Source organism: Tenacibaculum todarodis, from assembly GCF_001889045.1.
GTDB lineage: Bacteria > Bacteroidota > Bacteroidia > Flavobacteriales > Flavobacteriaceae > Polaribacter > Polaribacter todarodis.
On sequence record NZ_CP018155.1, the window covers coordinates 1,440,394 to 1,462,184 of the forward strand.

The following is a 21,791-nucleotide window of genomic DNA, read 5'->3' on the forward strand; positions in this document are numbered from 1 at the left end:
TTGCATGTTGTAAATAAGTAATAAATGATTTCAGCAAAAATAACAGGTACAGGAGCCTACATACCAACAATAAAAAAAGAAAACGTAAAATTTGCAAAAAGTGAATTTCTAAACGCAGATGGCTCTAGTTTTAATGCTGAAAATACTGTAATAATTGATAAGTTTAAAACTATTACAGGAATTGAAGAAAGACGTTATGCTGAAAATCATTTTACCGCGTCTGATTTAGCCTATTTTGCTGCTGAAAAAGCCATTGAAGATGCTAAAATAAATCCTGAAGACTTAGACTACATTATTTTAGCTCATAACTTTGGAGACGTTAAAAAAGACACTATACAAAGTGATATTTTACCAAGTTTAGCAACACGGGTTAAACATTTACTTCGCATAAACAACCCTAATTGTGTTGCTTATGACATTCTTTTTGGCTGTCCTGGTTGGGTTGAAGGTGTAATACAAGCACAAGCATTTATAAAAGCTGGTATTGCTAAAAAATGTTTAGTTATTGGAGCCGAAACACTTTCTAGAGTTGTAGACCTACACGATAGAGATTCTATGATTTATAGTGACGGAGCTGGTGCTTGTATTGTTGAAGCTACAGATGAAACTTCTGAAAGTGGAATTTTAAGTCACGCATCACAAACCTTTGCAAAAGATGAAGCTTTTTATTTATTCTTCGGAAAATCTTTCAATGAAAACAAAGATAAAGATGTTCGATATATTAAAATGCATGGTCGTAAAATTTACGAATTCGCATTAACAAATGTTCCGAAAGCAATGAAAATTGCTTTAGATAAAAGTGGTGTTTCTATAGATGAAGTAAAGAAAATATTTATTCATCAAGCAAACGAAAAAATGGATGAAGCTATTATTAATAGATTCTTTCGATTATATAAAAAACCTGTGCCAGAAGGCGTTATGCCAATGAGCATTCATAAACTAGGTAACAGTTCGGTTGCAACAGTACCAACATTATTAGATATGGTTTTAAAAGGAAATATAGAAAACCAAGAAGTTAAAAAAGGAGATGTTATTTTACTAGCTTCTGTTGGTGCAGGTATGAATATAAATGCAATAACGTATCGATTTTAAAAAACTTTAAAAAATCGTTAATCATATATCGTAAATCTAATATCTAAGTATTATTTTTGCGCATGCAACAACACAACGTACTTATATTAGATTTTGGCTCGCAATACACACAACTAATTGCACGCCGCGTAAGAGAATTAAACATCTATTGTGAAATTCACCCTTACAATAAAATACCACAAAACTTAAACGATTTTAAAGCGGTAATTCTATCAGGAAGCCCATCTTCAGTTCGTTCAGAAGAAGCTCCTCATCCAGATTTATCAGAAATTAGAGGTAAAAAACCATTGTTAGCTGTTTGTTATGGCGCACAATATTTAGCTCATTTTTCTGGTGGATTAGTTGCTCCTTCAAACACAAGAGAATACGGAAGAGCAAATTTATCTTACGTTAAAGAAGGAGAAGAATTTTTAGCAAACATCTCTAAAGGAAGTCAAGTTTGGATGAGTCATTCAGACACCATAAAAGAACTACCTACAAACGGAAAACTTTTAGCAAGCACAAACGATGTAGAGAATGCAGCTTATAAGATTGAAGGAGAAAAGACGTATGCAATTCAATTTCATCCAGAAGTGTATCATTCTACCGATGGTAAACAATTATTACAAAATTTTTTAGTTAGTATAGCAGGAGTAGCACAAACTTGGACACCAGATTCTTTTGTAGATGAAACGGTTGCCGATTTAAAAGCTAAAGTTGGTAACGACAAAGTAGTTTTAGGATTATCTGGAGGAGTAGATTCTACGGTAGCAGCAGTACTTTTACACAAAGCAATTGGAAGTAATTTACATTGTATTTTTGTAAACAACGGTTTGTTACGTAAAAACGAATATACAGACGTTTTAAAGCAATACGAAGGTATGGGCTTAAACGTAAAAGGTGTAGATGCTTCGGCACGTTTTTTGAATGAACTTGCAGGATTAAGCGATCCAGAAGCAAAAAGAAAAGCAATTGGTAAAGTATTTATTGATGTTTTTGATGATGAAGCAAATCAAATTGAAGATGCAAAATGGTTAGCACAAGGCACAATTTATCCTGATGTAATAGAATCGGTTTCCGTAAACGGAGGTCCTTCAGCAACTATTAAGAGTCATCATAATGTTGGTGGTTTACCAGATTTCATGAAATTGAAAATTGTAGAACCGCTAAGAATGATTTTTAAAGATGAAGTTCGCCGGGTTGGAAAATCGATGGGAATTGATGCTGAGTTATTAGGTCGTCATCCATTTCCTGGACCAGGTTTAGCAATTAGAATTTTAGGAGATATAACGTCAGAAAAAGTTCGTATTTTGCAAGAAGTAGATGCTATTTTCATCAACGGATTAAAAGAAAGTGGTTTATATAACAAAGTTTGGCAAGCCGGAGCTATTTTATTACCAGTAAATTCTGTAGGTGTTATGGGAGATGAACGTACTTATGAAAAAGTAGTTGCTCTTAGAGCTGTAGAAAGTACTGATGGAATGACGGCAGATTGGGTAAATTTACCATATGAGTTTTTACAAAAAACATCAAACAATATAATTAATAAAGTAAAAGGTGTTAACAGAGTAGTTTATGACATTAGTTCTAAACCACCTGCAACTATAGAATGGGAATAAAACTATTATTTCTTTTTGAAAAAATATAAAATAAATTTAAAGATGAAAAGATTAAAATTTTTGATTTTACTATGTATTATGACCTTTGCTGTATCATGTGGTCAGCAAAAAAAGTACATCGAATACAAAGTAAAAGATGGTGAAACTATGCGTAGTATTGCCAAAAACTACAATCTTAAAACTAAAGATTTATTACGTTTAAACCCTGATGTTGGCAGAAAACCAGATGCAAATACCGTAATTATTATTCCAAATTCAAAGAAGAATAACACGCAAATTGCAGAAAACATTAAAGTTGATAAAGTAGAAACTAAAATTGATGAAGTAAAAACTCCTATTGATGTTACTGCTGAAGAAGCTAACACAGTAGATTCAGAATTAGAAGAATTGAAAAAAAACTTTGTAGTTCATAAAGTTAAAGCTAAAGAGACTGTTTACGGTTTAACTCGTTTTTATAATATTTCTAAAGAAGAATTATTTACATTAAATCCTACAGTAGAAAAGGAAGGTTTAAAAATTAATCAAGTAATAAAAATTAAACCCATTTTAACTGAAGAAGATGCAGAAGCAAATGATGTTTTTGAAGACAACATAAAATCCAATTCTGAAGTTAACATAGCATTATTATTACCTTTTAGAGCAAACGAATACAAAGACACTGACGCTAAAGATGTGTTTAGCAATAATACTTTAGCAAATATTGTTACTGATTTTTATATGGGAGCAGAAATTGCAATCGATTCAATTAGAAAAAAAGGTGTAAAAGTTAATGTTCAAGTTTTTGATACAGAAAAAAGGAGCTCTAGGATTAATTCTATAGCTTCTAGTGGTCAATTAAAAAATGCTGATGTAATAATTGGCCCATTTTATTCAGATGAAGCTAAAAAATTAGCTGGTAGCGTTAGCTCTCCTGTTGTTTTTCCACATTTCTCTAAAGATCAAAAAACATTTTCATCTTCAAAATTAATAAAAACGGCTCCAGATAAAAGTAGTTATTTAGAAGCATTAACAAACTACTTATCTGAAAGTTATACTAATGAAAACATTATTGTTGTTGGAGACGGTAAAGCTAAATCAAACTCTAATATTCTTAAAATAGTTAGTAAATTAAAAAAGAACGATTCTATTAATACTATCTCTATTTTAAAACCTAAAAATGGTTACATTAAAAAAGAGAAATTTACAGATTTAATGAAGCCAAAAACGCATACTTGGGTTATAGTAGTTTCTGACAATGATGTTGCTGTAGCAGATGCATTAAATAGTATGATTTCTTTACCAGAAGAAGTTACTGCTCAGGTTTTTGCTATTGATAAGAACAAAGCATTTAATAGAATTGATAACTTTAAATTAGCAAAAATTAATTTTAGTTATGTAACCAATGAGTTTATAGATGAAAGTAACTATGCTACTAAAGCTTTTAATTCTAAATATAGAAAACTAAATAATTCTTTACCTTCTATTCATTCAACTAAAGGTTTTGATATTACTTATGATGTTTTAGCTCGTTTAGCTAGCTCTAACAACGACCTAAAAGAAACACTAAACGAAGGTAGTTCCTATAGATTAGTAAGTAAGTTTGATTATAAAAAACGCTTATTTGGTGTTACAAATAATGAAGGTTTATTTATATTAAAGTACAATGAAGATTTAAGTTTAACTAGGTTGAAGTAAAAAACTTACAATTAAAAAAGAGGCTGAAATTAAATTTCAGCCTCTTTTTTTTTATCTAATTATAATAGTTGTTTACTTAGTAATCATTTTTAAAAATGAAGTTTTTATTCTATCTCGATCTTCATCAGTTAAATTAGAACCAGAAGGTAAACATAAACCATTTTTAAATAAATCTTCAGCTACAGAATCTCCAAAATAAGCACAATCCTTAAAAACTGGTTGTAAATGCATTGGTTTCCAAAGTGGTCTTGTTTCTATATTGTCTTCTAATAATTTTAAACGGATATTTTCTCTAGAAAACCCTGTTTTTTTCTCATCAACAGTAATACAACTCAACCAATGGTTAGAAAAATAATCTTTTGTTGGTTCTACAAAGACCTCAATACCATCAACATCTTTAAATAACTCTTTATAAAACTGATTATTTGCTCTTCTTAAGCCAATATGTTTATCTAGAACTTCCATTTGTCCTCTACCGATACCTGCAACTATATTGCTCATTCTATAATTATAACCAATTTCAGAATGTTGGTAATGTGGTGCGTTATCTCTTGCTTGTGTTGCTAAAAAAATAGTTTTTTGCTTTGTTTCTTCAGTTTTACACACTAAAGCTCCACCACCTGAAGTTGTAATAATTTTATTTCCGTTGAATGATAAAACACCATAGTCACAAAAAGTTCCACACTTTTGACCTTTATATGTTGAACCTAAAGCTTCTGCAGCATCTTCAATTAATGCAATTTCATATTTATTAGCAATCGCTACTATTTCATCCATTTTAGCAGGCATTCCATATAAATGAACAATAATAATTGCTTTTGGCTTTTTGTTATTAGCTATACCTGCTTTTATTGCTTTTTCTAAGTGATTTGGACACAAGTTCCAAGTTTCCTTTTCACTATCTACAAAAATTGGTTCAGCACCTTGATAGGTAATTGGATTTGCTGAAGCTGAAAACGTCATGCTTTGGCAAATAACAGTATCGTTTAATTTTACACCTGCTAAAATTAATGCTAAGTGTAATGCAGATGTTCCTGATGCAAGACAAGCTACCTTTGAGTCTTCTTCTACGTAGCTTGCTAGATCTTGTTCAAATCCATTTACATTTGGACCTAAAGGTGCTACCCAATTTGTATCAAATGCTTCTTGCACGTATTTTTGTTCAGTTCCTCCCATGTGTGGTGAGGATAGCCATATTTTACTCATCTTCTTTTTTATATTTAATTATTTTACCAGGGCTACCTACTACAATAGCATAATCTGGAATATCTCTTATAATAACTGCACCTGCACCAATTGTAACCCATTTACCTATTTTTAAATTAGGAATAATGGTTGCGCCTGCACCAACATGTGTTCCTTCTCCTATTTTTATATTTCCTGTTATTGTTACATTTGGTGAAATATGAACAAAATCTTCTAAAACACAATCATGTTCTACCACTGAATTTGAATTAACAATACAATGCTTACCTATTTTTGTTTCTGAATTTATAACTGCACCAGCCATTACTACCGTCCCTACATCTATCGATGAAGTAGAAGAAACTATTGCTGATAAATGAATAGAACTTGTATATTCTAAACTAAATTTTTGACTAATTTTTTTTCTAATTGAGTTATTTCCAACACTTAGAATAAACTTTTGTTCTAAAAATTCTTTTATTTGATTAGAATTAAAAACGGGGATGTTTAATAACTCTTTAGCATTTGGATTATCATCGATAAAAGCAGCAACACTTATACCGTTACTTTCTACAATATCTTTAATTACTTTTCCATGACCACTTGCTCCAAACAAACAAACCTTATTCATTTCCTAAGAATTTTGTAGTTGTAGCTTCTCCTTTAGTATTTATCCCTTCACTTTTAAAAACTTTAGAAAATGTTTTAAAAAAAATCTTTAAATCAATTAAAAAACTAATATTTTCAACGTACCAAACATCAAAATCAAATTTTTTCTCCCAACTAATTGCGTTCCTACCATTTACTTGCGCCCAACCCGTAATTCCTGGACGAACATTATGTCTTTTCTTTTGAATATTATTATACAACGTTAAATATTCTGGTAATAAAGGTCTTGGACCAATTATACTCATATCTCCTTTGATAACATTAATTAATTGTGGAATTTCATCTAATGATGTTTTCCTTACAAAGTTTCCTACCTTAGTTAATCTTTCGGAATCTGACAATAAGTTACCTTGAAAATCTTTCTTATCATTCATGGTTTTAAACTTAATTACTTTAAATATTTTTTCATTTTTCCCAGGTCTATTCTGAAAGAAAAAAGGTCTTCCATTATTATTAATCATTAATAAGATTAAAACAATAAAAAAAAGAGGGCTTAAAACAAATAAACCCACTAGTGAAATTAAAAAATCTATAACTCGTTTAAAAAAATGTATATACAAACCTAATTAAATTTATTATTATTCTTGTTTTCCTTTAAAAATAAAGATACACTTAATATTAAAAAAAGAAACAACCAAAATTGGTAAAAAAAATATATTGATGATGATAAAAGCCCAAAGATAATAAATTGGATGAAAATAAGTGATATCCACCCTAACTCTGAATTGACTAAAATCTTTAATGCCTTTTTAAAAGAATCTAAAAGTATGTATAAATATAACATTCCTCCTATTATTCCTCCAGTGTAAAAAGACTCAAATATAAAGTTATGAGGGTATGTAACAATACTTTTTTTTAGCTTTAATGAAATAAGAAATGTATTCCCCAAAAATGGATTATTTAGAAATCCTTTTATAGATGCAAGCCACAAAACTGTTCTTTGTCTTAAAGACTCATCGCTATTGTAAAAAAGTTTTAAAATTCTTTCGCTAAATGCTAAATTATAATTTAATGATAAAAATAATACAACTATTAAAAACACGTTAAAGCCAATAAAATAGCCCCATTTATTCTTCAACTTTATATTATAATTGAAAATAATTGATAATAATAGACTTATAAATAAGCTTATTAATGCTCCTCTACTTGCAGATAAAGCAATTAAAAGAATGGCAAGTAAAAAAGTTAGTATAAAAATTAATCTTTTATTCTTAAAAAACAAAAAACCTGAAATCAAGCCTAAATTTGCACCTATATAACCTAGTGCTATTGGATTTATTTTTAGGTATTTAGAAAGTCTAGATTCTAGGTTATTAAAATCATATGAAAAAACACTTAGTAGCGCTGTAATAATTAATGTTATAAATAAAATTTTTATTATAAATTTAAAATTAATTTTTTCTAATGGAGTTGCTAAAATACTTAAGCTAGGTAAAACTAGGACTCCAAAAAAAGTAAAAACATATTTTAATATAGATTCAGGATAATTAATAGAAGAATAATAAAAGCTATAAATAATTTTAACGAACATAATGATCCAGAAAAAAACTATAGCAATAAATAATTTACTTTTTATATGAAATATTTTTTTCCCATTAAAAAAAATAACTAACAATACTAGAAACAAAGAAATAGCTCTATAATATAAGCTTATGTTATTCAATTCAAAGTTAGTAACTGAATGGAAAAACACAACTAATTTAAATCCCAGTATTAAATTAATTAGGTTTAAATGATATAAATAAGAAAGTTGTGCTTTATTTATAGTAAACAATCTATATCTCCTTTAAATTTACTACATACTCTTTGGCTAGCACATTCCTATCAAAGTGTTTTTTTGCATACTTGTATCCAGACTCTCCAAGTTTTTCAAGTTCTTTCTTATCTAATGATAATAATTTTAAAACTCCTCTTACAATATCTTTTGGATTTTCTGGCTCCACATATTCGCCGCAATTTGCATTATTAATCAACTCCCTAGAAACACCATCAATTGCTAATAAAACAGGTTTCTTACAAGACATATAATCAAAAGTTTTGTTTGAGTAGATAGTTTTAAAAGTATCTACTTTTTTCAAAACAGATGCCCCAACATCTGAAGCTAAAATATACTTAAAAACCTCTGCTTTAGCTACAGGCTCTCTAAAAATAACATTATTTAAATTTCTTTTTTTAACTTCTTTTTGTAATTCTTCTTTTCGCATTCCTGCTCCTATCAACTGAAAAATAACATTAGTGTGCTTTAATTGCTCAGCAGAATCTATTAACTGAATTAAATGATTTGCAACTCCATGTGCTCCAACATAAGTAATAACAAACTTATTTTCTAAGCCTAATAGTTTTTTAAATTCTATTGCATTAAAGGAAATATCATCTTGAATCTCTTCTGCTAAAGAAAAATCTGCCGCATTAGGTATAAAAATTACTTTCTCTTTTGGAACATTCTTATCGTTTATTAATTTATCTCTAAAAGCAGGAGTTAATACATTTATTAGTTTTGCTCGTTTATAAATAAACCCCTCAAACCAATAAGCAAATTTTATAATTAATTTATTTTTTAAAACTCCTGTGTCTATAGCAGATTCCGGCCATAAATCTCTAATTTCAAAAACAAAAGGAACTCTTTTTATTAATGACAAAACATAAGCTGTAATACCTACAAATAAAGGTGGTGAGGTAACTAAAATAACATCATATTTACCACTAGTTTTATATAAACCTGCATATATACTTGCAAAAACAAATGAGAAGTATGCCCATAAACGACCTAAAAAATTAACATTGTAACTTTCTGATACATGACATCTAATTATATCTACACCTTTATAAAATTGTAAATCTTTAAATGTATATTTTCCTTTATACTTTTCTGGTTTCTTACCTGTATTATAATGTACCATACCTGCTAAAACAGTAACTGTATGCCCTTGCTCTGACCAGGTTTTTGTCATTTCATTAAAACGAGAACCTCCACCGTCTCCTTTTTCTAAAAAATATTGATGAATTAATAATATTCTCATTCTTTTAAGCTAATTTTTGTTTTAAATGATTTTGTTTGTGATGTAAAAGTAAGTCTTAAAGATAACTCTTTAACCCCATAATAACCAGAATACCACTTCTCTTCAATCTTTGGCTCTAAAACGTTATTATTTCCATCTACTGAGGTGATTATAATTTTTTCCTTATTCTTTTTAGAAAAATGCCAATATTGGTAACAGGTCTTATTTCCTGGCATGTCAATAATATCTTCTACAAACCAATTGTTTTTAGCTATTGGTTTTGTTACTTTTCTTTGATGATAAATATTATTACCTAGTTGTTTATAGGCTTTTATTTTTCCGAAGAATAGAAAATTATTGGTTTCTTTTTTTAAAACAGCTTCTGCCTTTTTAACCCAATAATACCATATAAATCTCCCTCCTTTTTGCATTTGATTCTCTTGCCCAACACTTACTGTATTATGCCCTTCTGAACCATTAAAGTAAGCTACAAAATTTTTATCCGTATTATATTTATAAGAGCCATTATCTCTTAAGATATTTTCTCCACCAACCCAAATATCTAAATGTAAGTTATCTGATTGGTAAGGCCTGTCTTTATAACCTCCACAACGAATAAATGTTTTAGTATTTCCTTCTTGCAAAACATAATAGCCACTATTTTTAAATTCATTTAATTGGGCAATTGGTTTAGGTTTTATATTGTTTGGTTTAACACCATACCAAAAGGAACTTTTTGAATTATAATATGTATTGTTTTTTAATACCGCTCGTAAATCATCTAATTGAGAACGGTAATTCCTATAATCATCATTAGTTAGTTTAAAAAATAATGCCCCATCATTAGAACCATAATTTGGTAATTTACCAGTTACTGTATCTGAACAAACATCTAAAAAATGTAGTGATTTCTCTGCTCTTTCATAAACAACATTATTAAATGTATCTTTATTTAACTTTGAGAGTTGCACTGCCCAAGTTAATAATTGTATTACAACTCTATGATAATTCATCGAGAATTGTAAAAATGTACCGTCTGGATAAATCTGATATTCAATTTCTTGCTCAAACCAAGCTTTTCCTTTTTTACTCCATTCTTTAACGTTTGGTAAAAACGGGAATAACTTGTCGGACAAATACAACATTAATGTTTCTGTAATTGCATGATTATTTCTGACCGATATTCTTGAGAAATGAATATTATGATACACATGGTGTATTTGCCAATAAATTGTATGCATAATCTTTGTAAATAACTCTTGAGTTAAATACTTAGAATCTTTGTAATAATACAAAGCAAAAGTCCAATTTAAAGTACGTAAACTTATTTCTTGACTACATTTATAGTTTGGGCCTTGATTTATTGGGTTTTTGTCTATAAAATCCTCAATTTGTTGAAAGATAAATTGAGATTGATCTTCTTGAAAATGATAATCATATCTAATAATATCATACAAAAAAGAAAACCTTGCTTTTTCCCAAACGTACTTTATGTCTCCTGCTTCTGCTGATAAATCTTGAATATCAGACCAATGTTTTGTAATATCATATTTATGATTTGTAGATGGATTTGTAATCCAATCATAATCTTCTCCTAAATCAATTTTAGTTTTATTGAAGAACGTATAAACCCCTTTTTTTAAATCTTCGAAATTAGATTTTAAGTCTTCTGTTGGATTTTTCTCTAAACCATTAATTTCTTTTCCGAAGAAAAAGAAAGGTGGTAAATTGTTTTTCCAATCTTGTAAAGTTATGTGTTTCTTATATTCAGGATTAGTAGGAAAAGCTTTCTTTTGCCAACCTAATTTGGTTTTGATTAGATACGAAATTCTAAAAAAAACATACCTCATTCCCATGTTGGAGATGAGGTTAAATATTCTTTTTATTTTTTGTTTCATCGTTTATTTTAAAGTTGAAAAACTAATCTATAGTTACCCAAGAACCTTCTTTTAAACTTTGTATTGCAGCAAAACTTGCTTTGGTTACGTTTATTAATTCTTCATATGGAATTAACTCTACAGAGCCTTGTTTTATCTTTTCTACAATCTGACCAAATTGCGCTTTATGTCCTTTATCTAACTTCGTTTTTAATTTTGAAAAACCTTTAACTCCGTAACCTGAAGTCTTAATAAAGTTATCCATAATTAAAACTTTTTCTTGAGAAAAAACCTCTAAATGTTCTTTCGCGTAAGATTTTGCTCCGTTTGCAAAATAATTTACAACTCCAGTAGAGCCATTTTCCATCTTTACTAAAATTGAAGCATTGTCAGTATTTTCTGCTGGATTTTCTCCTAAAGCATTCATACAAACTGCTTTTATTTTACTTCCAGATAAGAAAACCATCAAATCTAAATAATGACAAGCTTCACCTATAATTCTCCCACCACCAATTGCCATATCGTGCACCCAAACTTCTGGCGGTATTGCTCCCGCATTCATAGTTGCAACAATATTCATTGGCGCATTACCTACTAACGATTTTATCTTTTGTGTATGTGGAGAAAAACGACGGTTAAAACCAATCATTAATGTTCCGTTATTCTTACTGTAAGATTCTTCAATAGCAACTAATTCTTCGTTATTTAAAGCCAAAGGCTTTTCAACAAAAACATGTTTCCCTTTTTCTAAAGCATTAATTACCATATCTGCGTGCAAATTATGACGCGTAGTAATCATAACTAAATCTACATCTTTATCATCTAAAACTAAATCGTAATCTGTAGTACTTTGTGCAATATTATGTTTTTGCGCTAACGCTGTTCCGTTTACACCTCCTGAAGAAACAATATGCTTAATATTAGCATTCGTTCCTTTTAAAGCTGGTAACATTGTCATCTTTGTAAAGTTACCTGCACCAATAATTCCGATACCACCTTTTGTTGGTGCGTTCTCTTTTTTATTGACTATAATTGTATGTTCTGGAGTATTGTTTTCGTTATATTTTATGATTGAAGCTATTGATTTTGAATTACCAATATCTCCATAAATTTTATCGTATTCTTCTAACGGAATAACTTCAGAAATTAATCCTTTAACGTCTAATTTTCCAGTAGAAATTAATTGTAAAATAGTTTCAAAATTTCTTTTTTCTGTCCAACGAACAAATGGTAACGGATAATCCATCCCTTTAAACTCATAATCATCATCATAACGACCAGGACCATAAGAACAAGAAACTTGAAAACTTAATTCTTTTTCGTAAAAATCTGCTCTAGAAATATCTAAACCTATTACACCTACTAAAACAATTCTTCCTCTTTTTCTACTCATGTGAGCAGCTTGAGAGATAATATCATTTGTTTTTGCTGAAGCGGTAATTAAAACTGCGTCTGCACCAACATTATTTGTATGACTATTTACAAACTTTACTGGATCGTTTCCTTTTAAAGGATTAAAAGCAATTACTCCTTTACTTTTTGCAATTTCTACTTTTGTATCGTCTAAATCGTAACCAATAACTTTACAACCGTTTGCAACTAACATTTCTGCTGTTAACAAACCAATTAAGCCCAAACCAATTACAACAACAGTTTCTCCCATTGTTGGATTTACTAGACGAATTCCTTGTAAACCAATAGAACCAATTACTGTAAATGCAGCTTCTTCATCAGAAATATTATCTGGAATGTGGGCAACTAAGTTTTGTGGTACAGAAACAAATTCTGCGTGTTGTCCATTTGAAGCCACTCGATCTCCAACTTTAAAATCTGTAACACCATTTCCTACAGCAAACACCTCTCCTACATTACAATAACCTAAAGGTAAAGGTTGTTCTAACTTGTTAAAGACAGTTTCAATTGTCGGCATTAAACCTTCAGTTTTAATTTTATCTAAAACCATTTTTACTTTATCTGGTTGCTGACGTGCTTTTTGTATCAAAGACGCCTTACCAAACTCTACTAACATACGTTCAGTACCTAATGATACTAAACTACGTGTAGTTTTTATAAGTACTTGACCAGACTTTACCTTTGGAGATGGTAATTCTGCTAATTCTGTAATTCCTGTTTTAAAGGATTGTAGTATTTGTTTCATTTACTCTTTATCAATTAAATAATTTTCTTCAATTTTTGAAATATTTTCTTTATACTTTTCTAAATTCTCTAATTTTAGTTTTTCTTCAAAATTAAATTCAATTTCATTTTGAGAATCATCAACACATAAGCCAATTCCTAAAGATTTAACCTGTTTCCATAAAAAAGTGTTCTTTGAAACTATTATTGGAACATTAAAATAAATTGATTCATATAGTTTATTAGGTAAAGCCAATTGTACATTTATGTCTTTAGAATCGTAAACTACATAATTAAAATCAATTAAACTATAAATTACATTTAAATCGTCTGGGTTTTTAAAAGCTCCGTAGTAATAAATATTATTTGATTCATTTTCTATTTCTTTTATTCTTTTTACTAACCTGCCATCACCTATTAAAACAATATCAAACTGAAGCGAATCTTTATAAGAATTTAGCAAATGAATTACAGAGTCATACCTTAACAATCCTATTACACCAATTGTAATTTTATTTTTGTTTTTCGCTTTTAACTGTATTTTGGACTTATAATCATATTTTTTAAGATCTTCTTTTTTGATTTTATTTTCTTTAACTTCAATTGTGATTCTAGGATATCTCTCTAAATAATAATTTTTAAACCCTGATGATGTAACAACTAATTTTTCAATTCTATTAAAAACATATTTCTCAAAAGAATTTACTAAAAAATTTAGCAGAAAATTACTAGATACTCTTAAATCACCTATTTCCAAAATTACTTTTTTATTTTTTAAAAAAAATAGGCTAAAAAATGCTAAGTCCAAACCAAAAACATATAGGTTGTTGTTGCTTTTTAAAGTCTTTTTTAACCCAAAAAAAGTTTTCACCAAAATAAAAAACCTCTTAAAATATTTTCCATCTTCTAAAAAACCTAAATAGTGGACGTTATGAGTAATTCCAAAATCATTAATTAATTGATGTTTTCTTTTAAACGAAAACACTTTTACATTAATATTTTTACTTTTATAACTATCAATCCTTTTTCTATATCTAGGTTGGGTAGAAGTTGGTGTCAAAAAAACAAGTTCTTTCATTTTACTTTCTATTTATAATCTCAAATAAATCGATTATTCTTTTTTTTTATAAAAATTCTAATTTTTATAGGTTTCTAATTTTAATTCTACTTTTTGCCATAAGCAACCTTTATCTTCTATAGATAAGTAAGATTTATAACTTTTAAAACTACTTATCCATTTATTAAATACAAAGTCTTCTTCTACAGTGTTGTAAATAATATTATTATACTCATCAATTTTGTTTCGACTACTTGGATAAACAACTGGCTTGATTTTTGATTTTAAATAAAGTGTATTTTGGTTAAAGTTAATATCTTCTGCATAAAAATCAGAATTTCCTTCATTAAAATTAATAACGGCTTTGTTAATTCCTAAAACTTTATTATTTATTATAGCTACCTTTTGTTGTTGCTGGTACCCTTTTTCTAAATATTTAACTTTTTTAGACGAATTGGTTCTTGGTAACCTAAAAGCATAATCTGCTCCTTCAATAAAATTGTTTTCTATAATATGGTTTTCTCCAAAGACTCTAATACCTCTTTTTGTTTTTTTAAAATAATTATCTTTTACAAGTACGTTATTACCAGACCTTAAAGTTAAACCTGAAAGGTTGTTTACAAAGCTATTTCTAAGTATCTTATTGCCTGAAGTTTTATTACTAATAATTTCTTGTCTATCTCCTATTATGTTTATAAAAAGATTTTCTATTACCTTATTATCTAAATTATAATTTAATGTTGCTCCAACTCCTGTACCTAACATAATAGCTTCCATACCATTAGTGGTTTTTGCGTTAGGATATGCATCTTTTACGGACGCTATATTGCTAAAAATATTTCTATAAATTAAATTATTCTTATTTAAACTATCTATTGGAGATATATTTTTGGTAAACATAGCAATACACATTGCTTTACTTTTATTAAAAGTATTATTAGATATTGTGTTATTGTACACTTTATTTACCATTCTTATAATTGCATGTGTTGGGTAACTACCACACTCATTAAAAAAATTATTATGGATACTAATATTATTAGAATTACTTAATACAATGGTAGATTCAGCTACATTTTTAAATTGAAACCCTTCAAGCTTTATATTAGAACAGTTTTCTAATTTAAGTAAAGAATTTCCTTGTATTATAACTTTACCTTTCTTTTTAGGCTTTATAACAACTTGCTTGGTAAAATTTTTGTTTTTTAATTTACACGATAAGTCTTTATAAGTTCCGGCCTCTATATAAATTACAGCTCCTTCATTTAACGCTACTTTATCTAAATCATAAAACGAAATACATTTTTCTTTTTTAACTGGTACAGAACAAAAGCTAAATATAAGAAGCAAACCAATAAGATAACTAAAATTATTATACATCTGTTATAATTGAGTTATTAACTGGATTTGAATATTGCTGTGCTTTAATAAAACCATTTTTAAAATTTAACCTGCTCGTTTTCTTTTCAGAAATTAGGTTAAACAAAGATACTAACTCTTTATAGTCTTTATATTGAAAACCAATATTAAAGTCTTTATATTCTTTAAAATGACCGTCTATTGGAGATAGAACAGGGCATTCAAGACTAACGCAATCAATTAAAATTCCACTTGCTCTTTCTATAACTGAACTATCATTAGCAAATAAACAAAAATTTGCTAATGATAAAATAGAATAGTATTCATCAAAACTTAATTTTTTATTTATAATAGTTATAGTATCACTATAATTTTTGTGATTAGATCCTGGTAAAGAAATAACAAATTCTATATTATTCCATTTAGAAAAACCTGGAGTTAATAATAACTTCTCTAATAGTTTTGCTTGCCTACCTAAAACAACAATTTTAACCTTTTCTCCTTTTAAAACTTGTGGTTTTAAATTAAACCTAATTAGTTCCTTATAGTTTGGATGTGGCAACAACTGTACTTTACTTAAGCTAAATACATCTTTATAAGCAGTAAACATGTACTTGGTAAGTACTATAATGTTTGGTTTGTATAACCTATTTACTATTTTATGTAGTACTCTTTTAGATTTTACCTTTGTAATTGTTTGTAAGTTATTATGTAAAATAATTGAGAAGTTATTTCTAAAAAGAAAAGGATAAAATAAAATAAGTAATATTGGAAATATTGTATTATCTATTGTTAGTAATAATATATTTTTCTTTTTAAATATACTTTTAAAAAGCATTTTAAAGAATATAGAAAAACTTCCTAGTAAAAACGTTTGTTTTTCTGTGGTTTTAAAATTGTTGTGTTTATATATTTCTTCTATTTGTTGCTTTTGAGCTGCTTTACAAATAAATGGTATATTCTTAGTATTGCTAGTTGTAATGCTTTTTAAAATAAGTGTATTAAAATATACATGACCTGTGGTATTTATAGGGTCTAAAACTAGGTCGATATCAGATAACTTTTTAGGCATTTAATCTGTCTTTTTTTTCTATTTTCATTAAAGTAATACTTATTTGTGCAAATGCCACAACCATGCCAAACATAATTTGTAACTTAGAACTAAACATGGTTATAAAAATAAACGGAATATTAATTAGTAAAGCTATACTTATGTACTTTAATATATTATCTGCTTGTCTAAAGGATTTAAATAAATTTTTAGACACATATTGTCCAACACTAAAAAAGAGTATTGAACTCATTACCAACCCATATTTTAAAAGAGAATACATAATTATCCCATGAGGTTTATAAAATTTCCCTTCTGCAATCCATTTTAAGTTAAATGATCCTTTACCCAAAGCAATATCAAATGGCATATGAATAGCTTCAAAATAGCCTCCTAAACCTTTACCAAACACCAAGTAATACGGATTTTCTAATAACTCATACATAATATTTATTAGAGAAATATACCTAACTCTAGAAGAATCTCCTTCTCCTGGGTTAAAAGTGTTTATTTTCCACATAAAATAATTATAGAAATTTGGGTTTATTAATTCAACAATATTAATAGATGCTAACATTAGTACGGGTAATAATAATACATAACCAATTTTTTTGCTAAAAACCATATATATTAAAATAGCCACAACTAAACCTAACAATCTACCTCTAGATGCTACTATTAAAGAGAATAATATAATAATAAGCATTACTGATATTAAAAATAATTTTCTTTTAAATATTCCTACTCCTTTATTGTTTATAAGGTTCATTAAAACATATAAGAATATTACACCTGCCAAATAAGATTCTGTTCCTGAAAAGAAATTAGAAATTGTTCTTGTACTAGAAATTATATAAGAACTAACTATTGTTATTGCTAGTTGTGTTACCAAAATAATTACAAAACAATTAAAAAAAACAATCAATTCTTTTTTAGAGTTTACTAAAACATGTATTGTTAAAAAACCAACAATAGTATTAACAAAAATTCTAACATCAGAAAAAGCTGTTTGTACAGCATAGTTAGCAGAAGAAGTTACATTAAACACCATGCCTAAAAAACTAAAAACAAAAACAATAATAAATATTTTGAAGAAGAAATTACTGTTTATTTTTTTTATTGAAAAGGCTATTTTTTTGGAAAACAAAACAATAAATAATATTAAAGACCATAATACCATAATGGTAAGTCCTCCAAAACTTGCCATATAAACACCTCCTAATTTAGCTCCTTCCTCACCAGAACCAGCACCAAAAACGCCTTCAAAAGTAAAATCACTAAATGCTAAAGAGATAAAGAAAAAAAATAACAGTCCTTTTTTTACATTAACAATAGACAATACTGCTCCAAATAAAAACAGCGCTATAGAGGCTGCCTTTATATTGCTATCATTAATAATATATGCAACTATTGTTATAATAATTGCATATAAATAATAAGTGTTACTATTTTCTTTCATTAAATTGGAATAAAATAGTGTCTAATTGCTCTTTTAATGTTAGATGCCTTTTGTTAATTTTAAGGAAAGCTTCTGAGAAATTTTGTTTTGTTTTATTTACATCTTTTATAATGCCATCTATTTTGTTTTCTAATAAACTTGAAGAATTTAAAAACTCATTAATTTCAAAACAAAATTGATCTATACCAAGATCCTTAAATTCATTAAGAATTTTTGGCTGATAATTAATACCTAAAACGGGTATATTATAATATAATGCTACCAAACAAAAATGATATCTCATACCTATACATAAATCTAATTCATGTATTTTATTTAACACATTATTAGTGTTGGTTGTATATTTTACATGATAAAGTCTAGGTGAGTTTATAGACTCCATAATTTTTTGGTTGAAAACCTCATCATTACCTCCATATTTTTTTTGAAATGAAAATAACGAAATTTCTATGTTAGGATTTTTGTTTAATATGTCTTTAATTATAGCAATCCATTTTTCTATAAATATATCTTTCTTGTTAACATCATCAGAAATATACCCAAAATAATTAAATATTGATAACCCAATTTTCTCAACCTTATCTATCTTTTTAACTTGAGGTTTTTTGCTTAAAAAAAACAAATCTGAACCTAACGAAATTTTTTGTTGCTTTTTAACATAGCTTTCTGCTATACTGTAAGATTTTTTGTCTCTTAGGTAAATAAAACTAGATAAATTCAATATTCTTTTTAATAGATATTTACCAAACTTACTTTTTACATCTCCAATACCAATACCTAAATGATATACCTTTTTATGAAGAAATAACGCATTATATTGTAAAAACAAATACTTTATAAGTAAAGATTGATATTTTCTGTTTTTTGTTTCAAACAATCTTGTACCTCCTCCAAAAATATAAATATCATTTTCTCTTAGATGTTTAATTTCTGCTAAAATTGTTTTTAAAATTCGTGTAATTTTATTTCCTTTAAAAACAGGAGCTTCTATAACCTTTATACTTTTATCTAATTGTAATGGTTTTGCTGCTATTTCTTTTACAACTATAGATATTTTGGAAATATTATTTTGAGATAACAAGTAATTTGTTAGTGATAATAATAATAAATCATCTCCAACATTATTAAACCCATAATAACCTGATATAAAAACCTTTTTTTTATTCATTCTATATTTTTACTTTTTTTAATCTTTTACGTGATAAGAAATATAAATAAGACCAAATAATTAGCCTACAAAAAACTACAGCTAATGCTACTCCAATAATTGAATAGTATTGTACCATAATAATTGCCATAACAAAAAACAAAAGGAATTGTATTAGCTTTACTGTAAATATTCTTTTAGGTTGTTCGTTATAAAAATATGCTTCTAAAGGTGTAAAAAATATACCTCCTACATAAACAGTTATTAAAATTTGAAAAATTCTTATAGAGTCTCTAAATCTTTCTCCAAAAAACAATTCTATTAAATAAGGGCTCACTAATATTATTAAACCAATTAATACTATCAGGTGTAAAAAATATTTTTTCTGAAATTTTAAAATTTTAGTTAAATAGTAATTAGAGTCTCTAGATATTTCTTTCATTAAAACTCTCATTATAGAACCGGTTATTAATGGAAAAATTAAAGCCAATGTATTTGCTGCAGAATATATTGCAACAGCTTCTACACCAACAAAGTTTTCTATTATAACATTATCTAAACGCATTGTTAAAGCTATAACAATATTGGTAAAGCCTAAAGACATTAAAACACCATTAAACTCTTTGTTATTATATGTCTTTTTATTCTTAAACCCTATTATTTTATGGGATGCTATAATTCCAATAAATAATAATAGTATACCATAAAGTACGTATAGTTTTAAATACATTTCATAATTTAATTCATTTTTAAATAAATAAATCATAATTATGGCTCCCAATACAAGTACTGCTCCTTTTAATACATTAATTGCAACATTTAAAAAGTTATACTTATTCCATTTACCCAGGGCTTGGTAATAGGTAGAAAAAAAACGATAAATAGCAATAAAAAGTGTAGATGATAATAAAAATAATATTTCCCAAAAACTAAATTGGTAATATTTATCTATTACTATAAATAGTAAAACTAAAATAGGTATAGAAAAACATAAAAAATTTCTATACCTTTTTGTTATATAATTTAGCAAATCGAAATCTGCTTCATCTTGTTTATTTTTATTATAAAAAACAACCATTGAATTATTAAATCCAAATTGGAAAAATATAATAAAGATAGCACTTAAAGATAGTAATAAATTAATTCGACCAAAAACAGCAATAGGAAATAATCTTGCTAGAATTATATTTATAAGAAATGTAATTCCTGCAGCAAAAAAATTAAAAAATGTTACTGATATAAGTGCTTTTTTCATTTAGCAATATATGTTTGTTGCTTATTTTTTTGTTCCACAAAAATCTAACACTACTTTACTAGAATCAAAAACTATACTTTTAAACTCATCATGAGCTACTAATAAAGCTATAATATCTGCTTCTTGTACTGCTTCTTTATAATTAGTTAACTTAAATACGTTGTGTTCTTCAATATTTGGTTCTACTATAAAGTATTCTCCATTGCTATCATTTTGCAATACTTTTTGTGCAATATATTTTGCTGGAGATTCTCTTAAGTCATCAATGTTTGGTTTAAAAGCTAACCCCATTAATGCAACTTTAGGTTTTCTTCCGTGTTCTAATTCAAATTTTAATTTTTCGTTTTGAATTTTCTCTGCACACCAAAAAGATTTATAATTATTTACTTCTCTTGCAGTACCAATAATTTTAGATTCCATTGGATAATCAGAAACAATAAAGTATGGATCTACAGCAATACAATGTCCTCCAACACCACAACCTGGTTGTAGTATATTAACTCTAGGGTGTTTATTTGCTAAATTAATTAATTCCCAAACATTAATATCTGCCTTGTCACAAATTAAAGAAAGTTCATTTGCAAAAGCTATCTGAACATCTCTAGAAGAATTCTCTGTTAATTTACACATTTCTGCTGTTCTGGCATTTGTTGCGTGTAACTCTCCTTTTACAAATTGCTTATAAAAATTTAGTGCTTTTTGGGTAGACTTGTCATCTACACCTCCAATTACTCTATCGTTATGCACTAACTCGTGCATTACGTTTCCTGGTAAAACTCTTTCAGGGCAATATGCAATATTTAGTTTTCCTTTTAATTCTGGTCTTTCTCCATATATTAAATTCATCATTTTCTCGGTAGTTCCAATTGGCGAAGTAGATTCTATAATATATAAATCGTCTTCTTTTAAAAGTGGAACAATATTTTTTGTTGCCGTTTCCACATAAGAAATATCTGGTTCGTGGTTTCCTTTAAAAGGTGTTGGAACAACAATTAAGTAAGTATCTGCTACAACTGGTTTTATATCTGCTTTTAAAAAACCGTTTTTAACAGCTTGTTCTACAGCAATATCTAAACTTGGTTCTACAATATGTATTTTACCTTTATTAATAGTGTCTACTACATGTTGGTTAACATCTACACCATGAACTTGAATTTTGTTTTGGGCAATTAATGCCGAGGTTGGTAAACCTATATATCCTAATCCTATTGTTACTACTTTTACTGTACTCAT

At 27.6% G+C, this 21,791-nt stretch carries 17 protein-coding genes; 3 read left to right on the plus strand and 14 right to left on the minus strand.

The genetic code is table 11. The annotated features are described in order from the left end of the window. The first annotated feature begins 24 nt into the window (after positions 1-24). From LPB136_RS06545 to LPB136_RS06555, 3 genes are all read left to right on the plus strand, one after another. A complete protein-coding gene (locus LPB136_RS06545) occupies positions 25-1,092 on the plus strand; it encodes a 3-oxoacyl-ACP synthase III family protein (protein ID WP_072555356.1) in 1,068 nt (355 codons plus the stop codon). Between the two features lie 62 nt (positions 1,093-1,154). After that, positions 1,155-2,690: a glutamine-hydrolyzing GMP synthase gene (guaA, locus tag LPB136_RS06550; protein WP_072555357.1), complete on the plus strand. Its 1,536-nt coding sequence runs from the start codon at positions 1,155-1,157 to the stop codon at positions 2,688-2,690. A gap of 42 nt (positions 2,691-2,732) precedes the next feature. Beyond that, entirely contained in the window at positions 2,733-4,364 is a 1,632-nt protein-coding gene (locus LPB136_RS06555; RefSeq protein WP_083426191.1) for a LysM peptidoglycan-binding domain-containing protein, read from the plus strand. 72 nt (positions 4,365-4,436) lie between these two features. On the opposite strand, the gene LPB136_RS06560 is transcribed toward LPB136_RS06555, so the two are convergent. Genes LPB136_RS06560 through wecC form a run of 14 tightly spaced genes read right to left on the minus strand, consistent with a single transcriptional unit; the run spans position 4,437 to position 21,791 of the window. Next, complete coding sequence (locus LPB136_RS06560) at positions 4,437-5,570, minus strand: DegT/DnrJ/EryC1/StrS family aminotransferase (RefSeq protein ID WP_158009613.1); 1,134 nt, start codon at positions 5,568-5,570, stop codon at positions 4,437-4,439. Continuing rightward, positions 5,563-6,180, minus strand: a complete 618-nt coding sequence (locus LPB136_RS06565) for an acetyltransferase (protein ID WP_072555359.1) — start codon at positions 6,178-6,180, stop codon at positions 5,563-5,565. Before LPB136_RS06565 ends, LPB136_RS06560 begins: the two co-directional genes overlap by 8 nt. Continuing rightward, positions 6,173-6,778 (minus strand): sugar transferase, encoded by a 606-nt coding sequence (locus LPB136_RS06570; RefSeq protein WP_072555360.1) that lies wholly within the window; start codon positions 6,776-6,778, stop codon positions 6,173-6,175. The genes LPB136_RS06565 and LPB136_RS06570 overlap by 8 nt, the downstream gene beginning before the upstream one ends. A 2-nt stretch (positions 6,779-6,780) precedes the next feature. Beyond that, on the minus strand, positions 6,781-7,992 hold the full coding sequence (locus LPB136_RS06575; protein ID WP_158009614.1) for an O-antigen ligase family protein: 1,212 nt from the start codon (positions 7,990-7,992) through the stop codon (positions 6,781-6,783). A gap of 1 nt (position 7,993) precedes the next feature. Beyond that, positions 7,994-9,238 (minus strand): glycosyltransferase family 4 protein, encoded by a 1,245-nt coding sequence (locus tag LPB136_RS06580; protein ID WP_072555362.1) that lies wholly within the window; start codon positions 9,236-9,238, stop codon positions 7,994-7,996. Next, entirely contained in the window at positions 9,235-11,115 is a 1,881-nt protein-coding gene (locus tag LPB136_RS06585; protein ID WP_072555363.1) for an alginate lyase family protein, read from the minus strand. Before LPB136_RS06585 ends, LPB136_RS06580 begins: the two co-directional genes overlap by 4 nt. Positions 11,116-11,137: 22 nt before the next feature. Next, positions 11,138-13,252 carry a bi-domain-containing oxidoreductase gene (locus tag LPB136_RS06590; protein WP_072555364.1) on the minus strand — a complete coding sequence of 705 codons (2,115 nt, stop codon included), beginning with the start codon at positions 13,250-13,252 and terminating at the stop codon, positions 11,138-11,140. Continuing rightward, complete coding sequence (locus LPB136_RS06595) at positions 13,253-14,308, minus strand: glycosyltransferase family protein (RefSeq protein ID WP_072555365.1); 1,056 nt, start codon at positions 14,306-14,308, stop codon at positions 13,253-13,255. It abuts the gene before it with no gap. Between the two features lie 57 nt (positions 14,309-14,365). Next, the gene (locus LPB136_RS06600) at positions 14,366-15,667 is read right to left on the minus strand and encodes a chondroitinase-B domain-containing protein (RefSeq protein ID WP_072555366.1); all 1,302 of its coding nucleotides are present in this window, start codon (positions 15,665-15,667) and stop codon (positions 14,366-14,368) included. After that, complete coding sequence (locus tag LPB136_RS06605) at positions 15,660-16,718, minus strand: hypothetical protein (RefSeq protein ID WP_072555367.1); 1,059 nt, start codon at positions 16,716-16,718, stop codon at positions 15,660-15,662. Before LPB136_RS06605 ends, LPB136_RS06600 begins: the two co-directional genes overlap by 8 nt. Next, positions 16,711-18,156: a hypothetical protein gene (locus LPB136_RS06610; RefSeq protein ID WP_072555368.1), complete on the minus strand. Its 1,446-nt coding sequence runs from the start codon at positions 18,154-18,156 to the stop codon at positions 16,711-16,713. Before LPB136_RS06610 ends, LPB136_RS06605 begins: the two co-directional genes overlap by 8 nt. Then, positions 18,143-19,324: a polysaccharide pyruvyl transferase family protein gene (locus LPB136_RS06615; RefSeq protein ID WP_072555369.1), complete on the minus strand. Its 1,182-nt coding sequence runs from the start codon at positions 19,322-19,324 to the stop codon at positions 18,143-18,145. Before LPB136_RS06615 ends, LPB136_RS06610 begins: the two co-directional genes overlap by 14 nt. Position 19,325: 1 nt before the next feature. Then, positions 19,326-20,558: a lipopolysaccharide biosynthesis protein gene (locus tag LPB136_RS06620; RefSeq protein WP_072555370.1), complete on the minus strand. Its 1,233-nt coding sequence runs from the start codon at positions 20,556-20,558 to the stop codon at positions 19,326-19,328. Between the two features lie 21 nt (positions 20,559-20,579). Continuing rightward, positions 20,580-21,791, minus strand: coding sequence for a UDP-N-acetyl-D-mannosamine dehydrogenase (gene wecC, locus LPB136_RS06625; protein WP_072555371.1), 1,212 nt, complete (start codon positions 21,789-21,791; stop codon positions 20,580-20,582).